Raw genomic sequence first — 14,641 nt, 5'->3', positions numbered from 1 at the left:
TGCCGCGTCCTCCCCTCCAGGGGGGGACGCGGCCCCTCCCCGCCTCGCACCACACTCACCCTCCATTCTTATGCTGACTCGTCACAGCGGCGACTCAGCGGCCTACTGATCTGTCGCGGGCATCGGTTACAGTAAAAAGAATTAAATTGAAATTAAAAGTCATTATCATTTACAATTCGATTCACTTGGAACGGCGCCGCCGGTCGCGCGCCGCCCCCCGTTGATCTGGAGAATAATCGATGATGCGCACTCTATCCTCTCGTATAAACACCTGGCTACGACTGGGCGCAGCCAGCCTGCTGTTCGGCCTGAGCGCCCTGCCTGCCGGCGCGGCCAGCGAATCGCTCACGCTGTATACCACCCGCGAGCCAGGGCTGATTAAGCCGCTGCTCGAAGGATGGAGTCAACAGAGTGGAGTCCAGGTCAACACGGTCTATATCAAAGATGGCATGTTGGAGCGTCTGAAGGCCGAAGGGGCTAACTCCCCCGCCGATCTGCTGATGACCGTCGATGCTGGCAACCTGCTGGATCTGGTCGAGGCTGGGGTGACGCAGCCCGTCAACTCCGCGACGCTGATCCAGGCCATTCCGGCCAACCTGCGTGGCAGCGATAACCAGTGGTTCGCGCTGTCGATGCGCGCTCGCGTGCTGTATATCGCCAAGGATCTTCCCAGCGGCGCGATCCAGTATGAGGATCTGGCCAAGCCGGAGTGGAGCAAGCGGATCTGTATGCGTTCCGGTCAGCATCCCTATAACACCGCGCTGGTGGCGGCGATGATCGCCCACCAGGGTGAGGCGAAGACCGAACAGTGGCTGCGCGCGCTCAAGGCCAACCTGGCGCGTAAACCGACCGGCGGCGATCGCGACGTGGCGCGCGATATCCTCGGGGGTATCTGCGACATCGGCATCGCCAACTCCTACTACGTCGGTCACTTGAAGAATGCCAAACCGGGTAGCGACGCACGCCAGTGGGGCGAGGCGATCAACGTGATCAAACCGACCTTCGCCACGGGTGGCACCCACGTTAATATCAGCGGCGCCGCCGTCGCCCGCCATGCCCCCAACCGCCAGGCGGCGGTACAACTGATGGAGTATCTGGTTTCGCCCGAGGCGCAACAGCGCTATGCCCGTGCCAACTATGAGTACCCGGTACGCCAGGGGGTGGAGCTGGATCCGGTCATCGCCCAAACCATCGGTACCATCACGCCCGACCCGTTGCCGTTGACCGAAATCGTTAAACAGCGTAAACAGGCCAGCCTGTTGGTGGATAAAGTTGGCTTCGATCAGTAAATTCCTTCCCCGCCGGTTTATACCGGCGGGCGGCCCGCTCCGCTCTCCCTTGGCGCCCGGCGCCATCTTGGTGGCATTGCTGGCCGTCACCCCGTTGCTCTCGCTGTTGTGGTTGGCACTGGACGGCGGCGTGGCCCACTGGACTAATCTGCTGTGCTATGTCCTACCGCAGGCCACGTTCAACACCCTACTGCTGTTGCTCGGCGTCGCGCTGCTGGCCGGCGCCATCGGCGTCGGCTGCGCCTGGGCGGTCAGCGCCTTCCAGTTTCCCGGTCGACGCTTATTAACCTGGGGCCTGCTGCTCCCGCTGGCGATGCCGACCTACATCGTCGCCTTCTCCTGGCTGGATCTGCTGCATCCCATCGGCCCGCTACAGAGCGCATTGCGCCAGCTACTCGGCTACGACAGCCCGCGCCAGTTCCGTCTGCCGGACATCCGATCCGTTGGCGGGGCCATCGTATTGTTCAGCCTGGTGCTCTATCCCTACGTCTACCTGACGATGCGGGCGATGTTCATCAGCCAGCCGGCCCATCTGCTGGAGGCGGCGCGCACCTTGGGCGAGAATGGACGCACGACCTTCTGGCGCGTGGTCCTGCCCCTCGCCCGCCCGGCGTTAGCCGTCGGCATTAGCCTGGCGCTGCTGGAGACCCTGAACGATCTCGGCGCCTCGGAGTTTCTCGGTGTCCAGACGCTGACCGTCGCCGTCTACACCACCTGGATCACCCGTTCTGATATCGCCGCCGCCGCCCAGATCGCCTGCATGATGTTAGGCTTTATCTTCCTGCTGCTCACGCTGGAGATGTATGGCCGCCGCCGCCAGCGCTACGCGGGGCGTGGTCTGCGCACCCTCCAGCCTCAACCGTTGCATGGCGCGCGCGCCTGGCTGCTGACGGCCGTGACTGCCCTGCCGCTGCTGTTGGGCTTCGTCGTCCCGCTGGTGCATCTGATCGGGCAAAGCATAAAACGCCTAGAGAGCCAAACCTTGCCATCGGGCGAACTGTTGTCCGCGTTGAGCAACACCCTGATCCTGGCGCTAAGCGTGACTCTGCTGGCCGTGGCGATCAGTCTGGCGCTCGCCTGGTACGCCCGCATTCGCGCGCTGGCGCCGGCTAGCTCACCGCTGCGCCGTCTGAGCCTGCGCCTGGCCTCGCTGGGGTATGCCGTACCGGGGACGATCCTCGCCATCGGCTTTATGCCGCCGGCGCTGTACGCCGATCGCTGGCTGGCTGGCGTGCTGGAGATACGCGGCCTGCCGCTGTTCTCCTGCGGCCTGCTGCTGGTGCTCTGCTGTACCCTGCGCTTCCAGACCATCACCCTGGGGGCATTAGACGCCGGACTGGCGCGTATCCCGCCCAGTCTGGAGCAGGCCGCCCGCTCCCTCGGTGCCAACGAGCGCGCGACCTTCTGGCGCGTACACCTGCCGCTGCTGCGTCCGGCGCTGATCGGGAGCGCCCTGCTGGTCTTCGCCGACACCATGAAGGAGCTGCCGATCACCCTGCTGCTGCGTCCGGTGAATGTCGAAACCTTGGCGACCCTACTGTACGCCGAGGCGGCGCGCGGCAGTTATGAAGACGGCGCCATCGCCGCGCTGTTGATCGTGTTGGCCGGCACGTTACCCATGGCCTTGTTGGTTCGCAATCAGTTGAAACAGGTGGGAGAATGATGATACATAGCCTGGCCCTCAGCCTCGATAATCTACACGTCAGCTATGGCGAAGGACGCCATGCCCAGGCGGTACTGAACGGCTTCGATCTACGCCTACAGCAGGGCGAGCTGGCTAGCCTCCTCGGCGCCTCCGGCAGCGGGAAGACCACCGTGCTGCGGGCCATCGCCGGCTTTGAACGCCTCAGCCAGGGCAGCATCCACATCGCCGGACGCTGTGTCGCCTCGCCACAGCACCATCTACCACCAGAGCAGCGCCGCGTCGGCATGGTCTTCCAAGATTATGCGTTGTTTCCGCACCTGAACGTGGCGCAGAACATCGCCTTCGGCCTGCGACGTCAGTCGCGCCAGCAACAGCAGGCACGGGTACACGAACTGCTGACGCTGATCGAGCTGGAGGGGATCGGCGAGCGTTATCCCCATGCGCTCTCCGGCGGCCAGCAACAGCGCGTCGCCCTGGCGCGCGCCCTGGCTCCGCAACCCGATATCCTGCTGCTGGACGAGCCCTTCTCCAGCCTGGATGAGGCGACACGCGAGCGGCTCGGTCAGGAGGTGCGCGCTATCCTCGCCGCCGCCGGTCAGACCGCATTACTGGTGACCCATAGCGTCCACGAGGCGCGCACGATGGGCGGGCCGATCCTGCACATCGCCCAGGGACGCGCCATCGGCTGTGCCGAGGCGGCGTAAGCCAGACAACCATGGCGCTCAACGTCGCCCCAGACAAAAAAAATCGCCCGGCCTAAGCCGGGCGATTGACGTTGGATAAGACGGACTCGCCGAGTTACTGCATCAACAGATACAGGGTGTTGTCGCCACGCTGAATGTTCAACGCCAGAACCGGCGGTTTCGCATCCAGGATCTTACGCAGCTCGCCGATATTGGCGATCGCCTGCTGGTTAACCCCGAGGATCACATCCCCTTTCTGTAACCCGATGCGCGCGGCGGTGGAACCTTTCTTCACATTATCCACCTTCACGCCCTTGCCACCGGCGGCATTGCTCAGCTCGGCCCCTTCGATACCGCTGAAGATATTATCGGACGCGACCTGGCTCTGGCTACTCTGCTCCAGCGTCGCCTCAACCGTCATCGGCTTGCCGTCACGGATGATCCCCAGCGACAACTTACTCCCGACCGGCATGGTGCCAATTTCTGCCCGGAAGGAGGCGAAGCTAGAGATGCTCTTGCCATTCAGCGAGACGATGACGTCACCGGCCTTCAGGCCCGCCTTCGCCGCCGCCGACTTCGGCAGCACCTGGCTGATGAAGGCACCACGCTGGGCATCGATCTTCATCGCCTTGGCCAGCTCGGAGTTCAACTCGGTCCCCATGATGCCCAACTCGCCGCGTTTCACCTGGCCGTACTCGACCATCTGACCCGTCAGGTTTTTCACCATGTTGCTCGGGATAGCGAAGCCGATACCGATGTTACCGCCATCCGGCGCCAGGATAGCGGTGTTGATCCCGATCAGATCCCCGTTCAGGTTCACCAGCGCGCCACCGGAGTTACCCCGGTTGATTGCCGCATCGGTCTGAATAAAGTTTTCGTAGTTCTCGACATTCAAGCCACTACGCCCCAACGCAGAGACGATCCCCGAGGTTACCGTCTCACCCAGACCATACGGGTTACCGATCGCCACCGCATAGTCGCCGACGCGCAGCTTGTCGGAGTCGGCCATCTTGATGGCGGTCAGGTTTTTAGCGTCTTTCAGTTGGATCAGCGCGATATCGGTACGCGGATCGGTGCCGATCACCTTGGCATCGAAGCGACGGCCATCGCTCAGTTGCACCTTAATGCTGTCGGCATTCGCGACAACGTGATTATTGGTCACCACGTAGCCCTTGGCCGCATCGATGATCACCCCAGAGCCCAGCGCCTTAAAGCGCTCTTTAGACGGTGCATTGCCGCCACCCTGACACATCGGGGAACCGCCGAAAGGGGAACCCGGTTGACACAGCGGGGAGTCTTCACCGAAAAATTGTTGGAACTGTGACGGGACGTTGTTATTCACCGTCGCACTGCCTTCAACGTTGATGCTGACCACGGACGGCATCACTTTCTCCAGCATTGGCGCCAGGCTCGGCAACGCCTGAGCGGTGGTGGCGGAAGAAGTCTCTGCCGCGCTGGCAGACATCGGGCTCAGCGCCATACCCAGGCTCAATGCGACGGCACTCAATACTAAAGTGGTTTTTTTCATAGCACGATTTTCTCTCGTATTTAGCAACGATAAAACGGATTCATTCAGTAGTCTTACTTTTCGTAAAGCTACTATCACCGCGATACATCGACAGTGATATTATGTTTACTAAGAGTAGGAAACGGAAATGAAGTTCACCACAATAAGGTCAAGGAAGCGTAAATATTTATACACCCACATTTACAAAACTCCCGCCCTGCATACCTACGCCAATAGGTGATTATTCTGCCGCCATCAGCCTGCGATACTCATCGTAGGCATATAAATCGGTCATGCCACTGATATAGTCCTGAATCAGGCGGGCGCGGTAATAATATTCCTGCACCCTCAGCGCCGCCTCACCCAACGTCGCCAGGCCATCCACCGCCTCACGGTAGGCCAGACGATGCTTGACCGAGAGCTTATGAAACAACCGCGTTTCAATCAGATAGTCACCGTGGCGGTCATCACGGACCAGCCGTTGGAAATCCTCTAACGGCATCGCCAACAGCGGGCTATAAATATCCAGCAGTCCCTTAATCACCCGATACCCTTGCAACTCCAGTTGCTCCACCTCGAAATGATTAAATACATGCTTCAACGCCACCTGCTTAAATATATTCAACAGGCGGTACTCTTCCGATCCGGCAGCGAGTAACGGACCATTAAATGCACCAATAAAAATCTGTTGCAAATTATTTAAAAAGCACGCCGCAGCATGGGGCACCAACAGCTTCATGACATTCACCCGCAGATACATAAAAAAGAGATCGTCTGCGCCGCGCCGCCCATATTTCTTATTGCAGCGATCGAAGGCGTCCTGCACCGCGATGCTAAACAGATCGCCGTCGTTCACCGTCCCCCACTCATCCTTCAGGTAGCCATACAACTGCTCGACGCTCAGCAGATGCTTCTCCACCGTGTCCTCGAGATCCGCCACGCAGTAAGAGATATCATCCGCCGCCTCCATGATGTAGGTCAGTGGAAAACGCTGGTACAAGGGCATCGCCACCTGCTCGCGTAGCTGCGTGACAAAACGCTCCTCCGCCCAGTAGTAGCCGGGTTTCTTCATCAAGTAGTCGAAGCCCTGCGGTAGCGGCCCCTGCCAGTAGGCTGGGCGGGTGTACTTCAACACACAAGCCGTCTGACCATAGGTCAGATTCAGTTTCAGCAGGGTATGGATCAGGCGAATGGATTGGGCGTTCCCCTCGAAGTTGCTCAGATCGATGCGCAACTGCGCGCGTAGGCGATCCAACGCCGCATCGCGCCCATCAGGACGCAGGAAGGGCACTTGGCAGGCCTCGTCATCCAGCTGATTATGGCCGTCGGCGCTCACCCCCAACTCGCGGCCAAACCACGACTTGATCGCCGCCTCGCCGAAGTGACCAAATGGCGGATTGCCCATATCGTGCATCAGGCAGGCCATCTCGACGCAGCTCTCGAAGGCGTCGGTATAGTGCGTTAGACCCAGCGCATCGATACGCCCCTCTTTGGCCAGGCAATGCAGGATCTCGCGCGCGATGTGGCGCCCGACCTGCTGGACCTCCATCGAGTGCGTCAGACGCGAACGCACCGCCGCATTACGCTCCAACGGGAATACCTGGGTCTTCTGTTGCAGGCGACGGATGGCCGCCGAATTGATGATACGCCCACGATCGCTTTCGAACTGACGGCTGATGTCATAGGCATCGTGCAGGAGCGGCGCCTCGCCCGCCGAACGTGAAGGACGCTGGTAACTGAGTTTGGCGGCGAAATCGATACGCATGGCTAACCTCCTATCATCGTGGGCGCGGCAGGTGACGCGACGCGTCACCGTTTTTTCACAGCCTAACAGATATTTACCCATCTTGCCGCCCCACCCCCAGCCTCGGGGATATCCTGCCGCGCCGCGCGCCTCAGCAGCCGCCACGCGGCTATGGTAGACTGCCGAGACGATCCCTCGTTTTTCCATCCAAGATAGGTATTGATATGAAAGTAGGCATCATTGGCGCTATGGAGCAGGAAGTCACCCTGCTGCGCGAACGCATCGAAAACTGCCAGACCCTCACCCTGGCCGGCTGCGAGATCTACACCGGCCGCCTGCACGGTGTCGAGGTGGCGCTGTTGAAGTCCGGCATCGGCAAGGTCGCAGCCGCGATGGGCACGACCCTGTTGCTGGATCACTGCCAGCCTGACCTGGTGATCAACACCGGCTCCGCCGGTGGCCTGGCCAGCACCCTACGCGTCGGCGACATCGTGGTCTCCGATGAAGTCCGTTACCACGACGCCGACGTCACCGCCTTTGGCTACCAACCGGGTCAGATGGCGGGTTGCCCGGCGGCCTTCAGCGCCGATGCGGCACTGATCGCCCTGGCTGAACGCTGCATCGGTGCATTGCAACTGAACGCGGTACGCGGCTTGATCTGTAGCGGCGACGCCTTCATCAACGGCGCCGAGCCGCTGGCCCGCATCCGTCACACCTTCCCACAGGTGGCGGCCGTCGAGATGGAAGCCGCCGCCATCGGCCACGTCTGCCATGCCTTCGCCACCCCCTTCGTGGTCGTTCGCGCCATCTCCGATGTGGCCGATCACGTCTCACACCTCAGCTTCGATGAGTTCCTCAAAGTCGCCGCCGAGCAGTCCACCCTGATGGTGGAAGCGATGCTGCGCGAACTGGCCCAGCAGTAAGCCATGTTCGCCCTACGCCGGCTAGGCCGTCGCGGCAGACGCAGACAAGGTGCCATCGCCCTGGCCGCCCTGCTGCTCGGCGCCAGTCTGTGCGCTCCGCTGCAGGCGGCGGCGCTGCGGGTCATCAGCCTCTCGCCGCATACCACCGAGCTGGCCTATGCCGCCGGACTGGGCGATCGCATGGTGGCCGTCAGCGCCTATTCCGATTATCCCCCGGCCGCCGCCAAGTTGGAGAAGGTGGCGTCATGGAACGGGATCAATCTGGAGCGGATCCTGGCATTGAAGCCCGATCTGATCCTAGCCTGGCATGGCGGTAACCCGCGCCGGGCGATCGATCAACTCGCCTCCTTCGGCATTCCGATCTTCTACGCCGATCCGCAGCGGGTCGAGCAGATCGCCGACGATCTCGACCGGCTCGCCGCCTACAGCCCCCACCCGGAGCAGGCGCACCGCGCCGCGAACGCGTTTCGCCAGCGTTTGGCTGAGCTGCGCCAGCGCTATGCGCAAGGGGCGCCATTGCGGGTGATGATGCAGTTTGGCAGCCAACCCCTGTTCTCCACCTCCGGCCAGACGTTACAAAGCGATCTGCTGGCGCTGTGTGGCGCGCAGAATATCTTCGCCCAGAGCCCGGTACCCTGGCCACAGGTGAGTCGTGAACAGGTGATCGCGCGCCATCCCCAGGCGATCGTCATCGGCGGCGACGCCAAGCAGGCAGCCAGCGTCGCCGACTTCTGGCGCCCGCAACTGACGGTGCCGGTGATCGCCGTCGAGCGCGACTGGCTCAATCGCAGCGGGCCACGCATCCTGCTGGCTGCCGAGTCGCTCTGCAGCCAGTTACAGGCCTTATCCCGCGCGCACCCCGCCACTTGAGTGCCTCGGGGCGCGCCACCGCGCGCCCCATTTTCCCCCCTCCGCCCACCTCCCCTTGTCAGACAAAAGGCCGCCAGATTCGGTGGGATCGGCCATCGGTGCGAGCCACCGCACAGAATAGCGAAAAGCCCGCGACCACTCGCCTCGTCGACATAGCAACGCCACGATTTTCACGCTATCTTATGCGCCGCCTCTGGAAGGTGATTCCTAACAAAAACAATAAGATCACAAATCATTATCGACATAAGCAATTCTGCCGGGGGTCGGCGGCATTAACGAGGTAAAGGTTATGCTGGTTTATTGGTTGGATATTTTGGGTACCGCCGTCTTTGCCATCTCCGGCGTCCTGCTGGCGGGGAAGTTGCGTATGGACCCCTTCGGTGTCTTGGTGCTGGGGGTCGTGACCGCCGTGGGGGGCGGTACCATTCGTGACATGGCGCTGGATAATGGCCCCGCGTTTTGGGTTCGTGATCCGACGGATCTGGTGGTGGCGATGGTCACCTGCCTGTTAACCATCGTCTTAATACGCCAGCCCCGCCGCCTACCGGGCTGGGTCCTGCCGGTGCTGGATGCCGTCGGCCTGGCGGTCTTCGTCGGCATCGGTGTCAATAAGGCCTTCGCCGCTGGCGCGGGGCCGATGATTGCCGTCTGTATGGGGGTGATCACCGGCGTCGGTGGCGGCATCATCCGCGATGTACTGGCACGAGAAATCCCGATGATCCTGCGCACCGAAATCTACGCCACCGCCTGTATCATCGGCGGTATCGTTCATGTGACCGGTTACGTGATCTTCGCGATGCCGCTGCAACAAGCGATGATGTTAGGCATGATCATCACCCTGGGGATCCGTCTGGCCGCCATCCGCTGGCACCTGAAACTCCCCACGTTTAGCCTCGACTGATGCCCGCTTTCTCTACCGCAGGCACGAATAGGCAGACGCCAGGCACCTGACGTGCATGCAGGATACACGCTACCGCCACGGGCACACGCGGTGATACGCATAAAAAAATGGCGCGCTCCGAGGGAGGCGCCATTTTTATTTGCCGTTAACCCAATGATTCAGATGCTGAACGACGATCCACAACCACAGGTGGTCTTGGCGTTCGGGTTATTCACGATGAAGCGTGACCCTTCCAGCCCCTCGGTATAGTCCACCGAGCCGCCGACCAGGTATTGCAGACTCATCGCATCGACCACCAGCGCAACCCCCTGGTTTTCGATGGTCATGTCGCCATCATTGATCTTATCGTCAAAGGTAAAACCGTACTGAAAGCCGCTACAACCGCCGCCGGTAATGTACACACGCAGCTTCAGGTTCGGGTTATCCTCATCCGCGACCAGCGATTTCACCTTGTTTGCCGCCGCATCGGTAAATTGCAGCGGCACTGCCATTTCGTCACTCATTGATTGCTCCAGCCAGTGTACATATCAGAATGCCGCTTGGCGTCGGGCATACTGACTCATCGGGCGATTATCCGATACCCGACTAATCCATTCAAGTATTGTGCGCTTATTGCCCACTCTGCTCCGCCCGTTTCTGTGCGTCCTGCTGCTCCTGCATCTGGCGGTGTAACGTCCGCTCCAAGATACGGGAGTACAACGGTTTGCCGCCCAAAAACTGCGCCAGTAGTGTAGCGCCAAGACAGGTAATGATCATCGGCAAAATAAGCTGATAGTTATCGGTCATCTCCAGCACCAACACGATACCGGTCAACGGCGCACGCACCGTGGCGGCGAACAGTGCCCCCATGCCGGCGATGGCGAAAGTGCCCGGATCGATGCCGTAATGGGGAAACAGATAGGCCGCCGCCATACCGAAGGCGGCCCCGAGCAGCGTACCGAGCGCCAGCATCGGGGCGAAGATACCGCCCGGCGCACCAGAGCTGAAGCACAGCAGCGTGGTCACCACTCGGGCGATAAAGATAAACAGCAGCATGCCAACGGTGTAGTTCCCCTCCGCGGCGATGGGGATCAGGGCGAAGCCGCCGCCGGCCGCCTCTTGCTGGATCAGTCCCAACGCGCCGCACAGGCCGCCCAGCGCCGCGCCGATCCACATCAGCTTACGCCAGTCACCGCCATGCATCCGCATGAACATATCCTGGGTGCGAAAGACCCCTTGGTTAAACAGCACGCCGACGATGCCGAACACCATGCCCAACACCAGGTAGAGCCACAGGGTGTTGATCTCCGCCACGCCCAGACGCCCCACCTCGATCACCGAGTGTTCGCCATTGAAGAAGCGGAACACCACGCACGACATGATCACGCCGATAAACACCGCCTTGATCGACACTAGGCTATAGTGGAACTGCGGGCGCATCTCTTCGATGATAAACAGGATACCAGCCAGCGGGGCGTTAAACGCCGCGGTCAGACCCGCCGCCGCACCGGTAGCCAACAGGGTATGGCGCGTCTCGTTGTCGCGCTTAGGCAGGCGGAACAGGTCATACACCATCTGTCCGAGGTTACCGCCCATCTGCACCGTCGGCCCCTCACGCCCCAATACCATCCCGGCACCGAGGGTGCCCATGCCACCGAGGAACTTCACCGGGATCACGCGCCACCAGCGCGCCGGGCGCAGATCTTCCAATGCCCCCTCGATCTCCGGGATCCCCGAGCCCCCCGCCTCTGGCGCGAAACGGCGCACCAGATAGTAGCCAAACATCGCCAACACCGCCGATCCCAAGATCGCCGCCGGCCAGACGATATACCAGTAGTTGGCGACTTCGGCCAGACTGGCCAGGCGCTGTTGCTGCACCCAGTCCACGCTGCGCTCAAAGGCGACGCCCATCAGCCCGGCCAAGGTTCCGACGATCGCCGCCAGCACCAAGGTGGCGAGCGGTGTCTTATCCCGGTGTATTACGCGTCTCAGCACGTTACTGCGCCGTAGATGGGGCGTCGTCGGCTGAGAGATCGAGTCTTGTTGCGTAGTCATAGTTAATTCAGTCAGTGAAGTTGGTCAAGGAATAGATAAATAGTACAAATAGGTTGAGCATTTTACTCTCTCTGAAGGGCGCCGTCTCCGCAAACTATTCGACAATGTTTCTCTCGGCCAAAATCGACACGCCATGCCATGGCGCATCACGATGCATTTCATCTCGCGGCAGACTTCTTTAGAATAGCATAGGGTTATTTCTCTATTTTTTATCAGCCTGGAGCCGAGAATGAATAAGTCCGAACGACTGTATGAGCAGGCCAAAACGCTAATCCCCGGCGGAGTGAACTCCCCGGTTCGCGCCTTCACCGGCGTTGGCGGTACGCCGCTGTTTATCGAACGGGCCGACGGCGCCTACCTGTATGATGCCGATGGTAAGGCCTACATCGACTACGTAGGCTCCTGGGGACCGATGATCTTGGGGCACAACCATCCGGCGATCCGCGACGCGGTGATCGCCGCCGTCGAACACGGGCTGAGTTTTGGTGCCCCGACCGAGATGGAAGTGCGCATGGCCGAACTGGTGACTTCGCTGATCGACAGCATGGACATGGTGCGCATGGTGAACTCCGGTACCGAAGCCACCATGAGCGCCATCCGCCTGGCGCGTGGCTTCACCGGGCGCGATAAGATCATCAAGTTCGAAGGCTGCTACCATGGCCACGCCGACCACCTGCTGGTCAAGGCCGGTTCCGGCGCACTGACCCTCGGTCAGCCGAACTCGCCGGGCGTTCCGGCCGACTTCGCCAAACATACCCTGACCTGCCAGTACAACGATCTGGCGTCGGTACGCGCCGCCTTCGCCCAATATCCGCAGGAGATCGCCTGTATCATCGTCGAACCGGTGGCCGGAAACATGAACTGCATTCCGCCTCAGCCGGGCTTCCTGCAAGGCTTACGCGAACTGTGCGATCAGTATGGCGCGCTATTGATCATCGACGAGGTGATGACCGGCTTCCGCGTCGCTTTGGGTGGCGCGCAGGAGTACTACGACGTGACCCCGGATCTGACCTGCCTGGGTAAGATCATCGGTGGCGGCATGCCGGTAGGCGCCTTCGGCGGGCGCCGTGAGGTGATGGAAGCGCTGGCACCGACCGGCCCGATCTACCAGGCCGGTACCCTGTCCGGTAACCCAGTCGCCATGGCCGCCGGCTACGCCTGCCTGAACGAGATCAACCAGCCGGGCGTCTACCCGCAGCTGAGCGAGCTGACCGACAACCTGGCCGCGGGCCTGTTGGCCGCCGCGCGCGAGGAGGGCATTCCGTTGGTGGTGAACCATGTCGGTGGCATGTTCGGCATCTTCTTCACCGATCAGCCCAGTGTAACCGGCTACCAAGACGTGCTGCGCTGCGACGCCGAGCGCTTCAAGCGCTTCTTCCACCTGATGCTGGAAGAGGGCATCTACCTGGCGCCGTCCGCCTTTGAGGCGGGCTTCATGTCCCTGGCCCATAGCCAGGAAGATATCCAGAAGACCATCGACGCCGCCCGCCGCAGCTTCGCTAAGATGAAGTAACCTCCGCCTCGCCCCCTACGGGGGGCGTTAACGGGGCGACCACGCGAAACCGCCAAGCGCATAGCCATCCCCACACAGGGTACTCCGCCGGCGGCGCGCGGGTTAGGCATGATGATGTACGGCAACCGCCTCATATGGATAGGTAACCAGGCTAACCTATTGGGAAGTAGCCTGGAGCTTAGCTAGTGCGTGGATTTTCCCCTATATTCAGAGCACAGTACTGTACGACCTTACTGCCGAAAAGCGCCATTGTTCGTCGAGTGCATTCAGCCCCATCATTTACTCATCAGCATCTCTGCGGCCTCCTGGGGGTCCGCGGACAAAAACCGTCTGATTTCCCGGTTAGAAACAATGACCAACATCGCAATAAAGCATAATACCGACAGCATAAGGAAGATGTTATATACCCCTAGCAAATCCATCAGATAGCTAAACAGCAGCATTGCCACTGGCATATTGATCATGGCGAAAAATGACAGGTTCGACAGTACACGTGTCCTTAAATGTTTAGGTAGATTAATCAGCAACAGAGAGTCGATCACCACGTTAATCCAGTTCCGTGATAACCCGATGATAAATTGCCCAATAAAAAGTACGATGACATGATGACACAAACTTATCAGCAATAAAGAGAGAAAAAAGAGTGACGAAGAGACATAAACCAGAGACTTATTATCAAATCGAGAGCGTAAATGAGGGAAGATAAACGATCCAGTTATCATCCCTGCCCCCATGCAGGTCGCAAGCAATCCGACATAGAAAGGAGACAGTCCTTTTATTTCTTTGAAAACATAGGGAAAGGCTACCATCATTGGTGCCAAGGCAAGGCTAATAATAAGGCTGTATATAAAAAATCCAGAAATCACCTTATTATTCGTTGTGTAGTTAAACCCCTCCCTGACATCATCCAGCCATCGAGTTCGATGGCCCGCCCTCTGGCTATCCTGAGAATGACAGCGCATGCTTATGCAGAATACGCAGGCAAGACTGATACAGAATGCTAAAAAAAGAAACGAATTAGCGACCCCAAATAAAGTCACCATTGCACCACCGGAAACGCCACCAATAATGGACATCGTGGAGGTAACACGGTGGGTAATATTCATGCCATCGATGATCCTGTTTTCAGGGATAAGGTGAGGAAGAATACCGATTGAGCCTGCATTAAACAAAATTCGTCCTGAAGCAGACAGGAGCTCAAGTGTAACCAGCAGCGACAATTTCATTCCACCAGACATGAAAACAAAAGCAACGGTGATATAGCTTAAAAACTGGAGAGCAAGACCGGACAAGATCAACAATTTCTTATTGTAGCGATCGCCAGCAGGCGCAATCAGTGGCTGAGCCAGCGCAGAAACGATCAATGGCGGGACGATAAGATATGAGACATAGATCATCTTCTGGTATTCACCCAGAATCCACCAGACAACCGCAATCGACGATGCGCTGTAACCCAGTGCCGTCGCGATCTGAGCACATCGGTAGAACCAGAAGTCCCGCCCTAATCCCTCCCCCATGTTTCCTCCAGCACA

Annotated in this window: 12 protein-coding genes; 7 read left to right on the top strand and 5 right to left on the bottom strand. The window is 59.7% G+C overall.

Annotated features, from left to right (window positions below; genetic code table 11):
* Positions 1-239 precede the first annotated feature (239 nt).
* Genes DCL27_RS03465 through DCL27_RS03455 form a run of 3 tightly spaced genes read left to right on the top strand, consistent with a single transcriptional unit; the run spans position 240 to position 3,638 of the window.
* A complete protein-coding gene (locus DCL27_RS03465; RefSeq protein ID WP_005289484.1) occupies positions 240-1,289 on the top strand; it encodes an extracellular solute-binding protein in 1,050 nt (349 codons plus the stop codon).
* A complete protein-coding gene (locus DCL27_RS03460; protein ID WP_374189221.1) occupies positions 1,273-2,952 on the top strand; it encodes an ABC transporter permease in 1,680 nt (559 codons plus the stop codon). Before DCL27_RS03465 ends, DCL27_RS03460 begins: the two co-directional genes overlap by 17 nt.
* Positions 2,949-3,638 (top strand): ABC transporter ATP-binding protein, encoded by a 690-nt coding sequence (locus DCL27_RS03455; RefSeq protein ID WP_005289488.1) that lies wholly within the window; start codon positions 2,949-2,951, stop codon positions 3,636-3,638. Before DCL27_RS03460 ends, DCL27_RS03455 begins: the two co-directional genes overlap by 4 nt.
* 94 nt (positions 3,639-3,732) lie before the next feature.
* Here DCL27_RS03455 and degP read toward each other — a convergent pair whose 3' ends face one another.
* Together degP and dgt are read right to left on the bottom strand one after the other, a co-directional pair.
* A complete protein-coding gene (gene degP / locus DCL27_RS03450) occupies positions 3,733-5,145 on the bottom strand; it encodes a serine endoprotease DegP (RefSeq protein ID WP_005289490.1) in 1,413 nt (470 codons plus the stop codon).
* Between the two features lie 220 nt (positions 5,146-5,365).
* Entirely contained in the window at positions 5,366-6,889 is a 1,524-nt protein-coding gene (gene dgt, locus DCL27_RS03445; RefSeq protein ID WP_035598247.1) for a dGTPase, read from the bottom strand.
* Between the two features lie 203 nt (positions 6,890-7,092).
* Here dgt and mtnN point away from each other — a divergent pair, with 203 nt between their 5' ends.
* The 3 genes from mtnN (at position 7,093) to DCL27_RS03430 (ending at position 9,562) form a co-directional block, all read left to right on the top strand.
* Positions 7,093-7,791 (top strand): 5'-methylthioadenosine/S-adenosylhomocysteine nucleosidase, encoded by a 699-nt coding sequence (gene mtnN, locus DCL27_RS03440; RefSeq protein ID WP_005289495.1) that lies wholly within the window; start codon positions 7,093-7,095, stop codon positions 7,789-7,791.
* 3 nt (positions 7,792-7,794) lie between these two features.
* Positions 7,795-8,661, top strand: coding sequence for a vitamin B12 ABC transporter substrate-binding protein BtuF (btuF, locus tag DCL27_RS03435; RefSeq protein ID WP_035598245.1), 867 nt, complete (start codon positions 7,795-7,797; stop codon positions 8,659-8,661).
* Positions 8,662-8,950: 289 nt separating this feature from the next.
* Positions 8,951-9,562 carry a TRIC cation channel family protein gene (locus DCL27_RS03430; protein WP_005289499.1) on the top strand — a complete coding sequence of 204 codons (612 nt, stop codon included), beginning with the start codon at positions 8,951-8,953 and terminating at the stop codon, positions 9,560-9,562.
* A gap of 158 nt (positions 9,563-9,720) precedes the next feature.
* Here the strand turns inward: DCL27_RS03430 and erpA are convergent, their stop codons facing one another.
* Together erpA and clcA are read right to left on the bottom strand one after the other, a co-directional pair.
* Positions 9,721-10,065 (bottom strand): iron-sulfur cluster insertion protein ErpA, encoded by a 345-nt coding sequence (erpA, locus tag DCL27_RS03425; RefSeq protein ID WP_005289503.1) that lies wholly within the window; start codon positions 10,063-10,065, stop codon positions 9,721-9,723.
* Positions 10,066-10,171: 106 nt separating this feature from the next.
* Positions 10,172-11,596 carry a H(+)/Cl(-) exchange transporter ClcA gene (gene clcA / locus DCL27_RS03420; RefSeq protein WP_228594473.1) on the bottom strand — a complete coding sequence of 475 codons (1,425 nt, stop codon included), beginning with the start codon at positions 11,594-11,596 and terminating at the stop codon, positions 10,172-10,174.
* A gap of 229 nt (positions 11,597-11,825) precedes the next feature.
* On the opposite strand from clcA, the gene hemL reads away from it, so the two are divergent.
* Positions 11,826-13,109: a glutamate-1-semialdehyde 2,1-aminomutase gene (hemL, locus tag DCL27_RS03415; RefSeq protein ID WP_035600806.1), complete on the top strand. Its 1,284-nt coding sequence runs from the start codon at positions 11,826-11,828 to the stop codon at positions 13,107-13,109.
* 275 nt (positions 13,110-13,384) lie between these two features.
* On the opposite strand, the gene DCL27_RS03410 is transcribed toward hemL, so the two are convergent.
* Positions 13,385-14,626: an MFS transporter gene (locus DCL27_RS03410; protein ID WP_035600807.1), complete on the bottom strand. Its 1,242-nt coding sequence runs from the start codon at positions 14,624-14,626 to the stop codon at positions 13,385-13,387.
* Positions 14,627-14,641 lie beyond the last annotated feature (15 nt).

Source organism: Edwardsiella tarda ATCC 15947 = NBRC 105688, assembly GCF_003113495.2.
In the GTDB taxonomy this organism is placed as follows: domain Bacteria; phylum Pseudomonadota; class Gammaproteobacteria; order Enterobacterales; family Enterobacteriaceae; genus Edwardsiella; species Edwardsiella tarda.
This window is presented reverse-complemented; position numbering and strand designations above follow the sequence as displayed.

Excerpts from the sequence above, each read along its gene's own strand:
- DCL27_RS03430 (WP_005289499.1), top strand. The coding sequence starts at position 8,951 with ATGCTGGTTTATTGGTTGGATATTTTGGGTACCGCCGTCTTTGCCATC.
- DCL27_RS03410 (WP_035600807.1), bottom strand. The coding sequence starts at position 14,626 with ATGGGGGAGGGATTAGGGCGGGACTTCTGGTTCTACCGATGTGCTCAG.
- DCL27_RS03465 (WP_005289484.1), top strand. The coding sequence starts at position 240 with ATGATGCGCACTCTATCCTCTCGTATAAACACCTGGCTACGACTGGGC.
- btuF (WP_035598245.1), top strand. The coding sequence starts at position 7,795 with ATGTTCGCCCTACGCCGGCTAGGCCGTCGCGGCAGACGCAGACAAGGT.
- mtnN (WP_005289495.1), top strand. The coding sequence starts at position 7,093 with ATGAAAGTAGGCATCATTGGCGCTATGGAGCAGGAAGTCACCCTGCTG.
- DCL27_RS03455 (WP_005289488.1), top strand. The coding sequence starts at position 2,949 with ATGATGATACATAGCCTGGCCCTCAGCCTCGATAATCTACACGTCAGC.
- erpA (WP_005289503.1), bottom strand. The coding sequence starts at position 10,065 with ATGAGTGACGAAATGGCAGTGCCGCTGCAATTTACCGATGCGGCGGCA.
- dgt (WP_035598247.1), bottom strand. The coding sequence starts at position 6,889 with ATGCGTATCGATTTCGCCGCCAAACTCAGTTACCAGCGTCCTTCACGT.
- clcA (WP_228594473.1), bottom strand. The coding sequence starts at position 11,596 with ATGACTACGCAACAAGACTCGATCTCTCAGCCGACGACGCCCCATCTA.
- hemL (WP_035600806.1), top strand. The coding sequence starts at position 11,826 with ATGAATAAGTCCGAACGACTGTATGAGCAGGCCAAAACGCTAATCCCC.
- degP (WP_005289490.1), bottom strand. The coding sequence starts at position 5,145 with ATGAAAAAAACCACTTTAGTATTGAGTGCCGTCGCATTGAGCCTGGGT.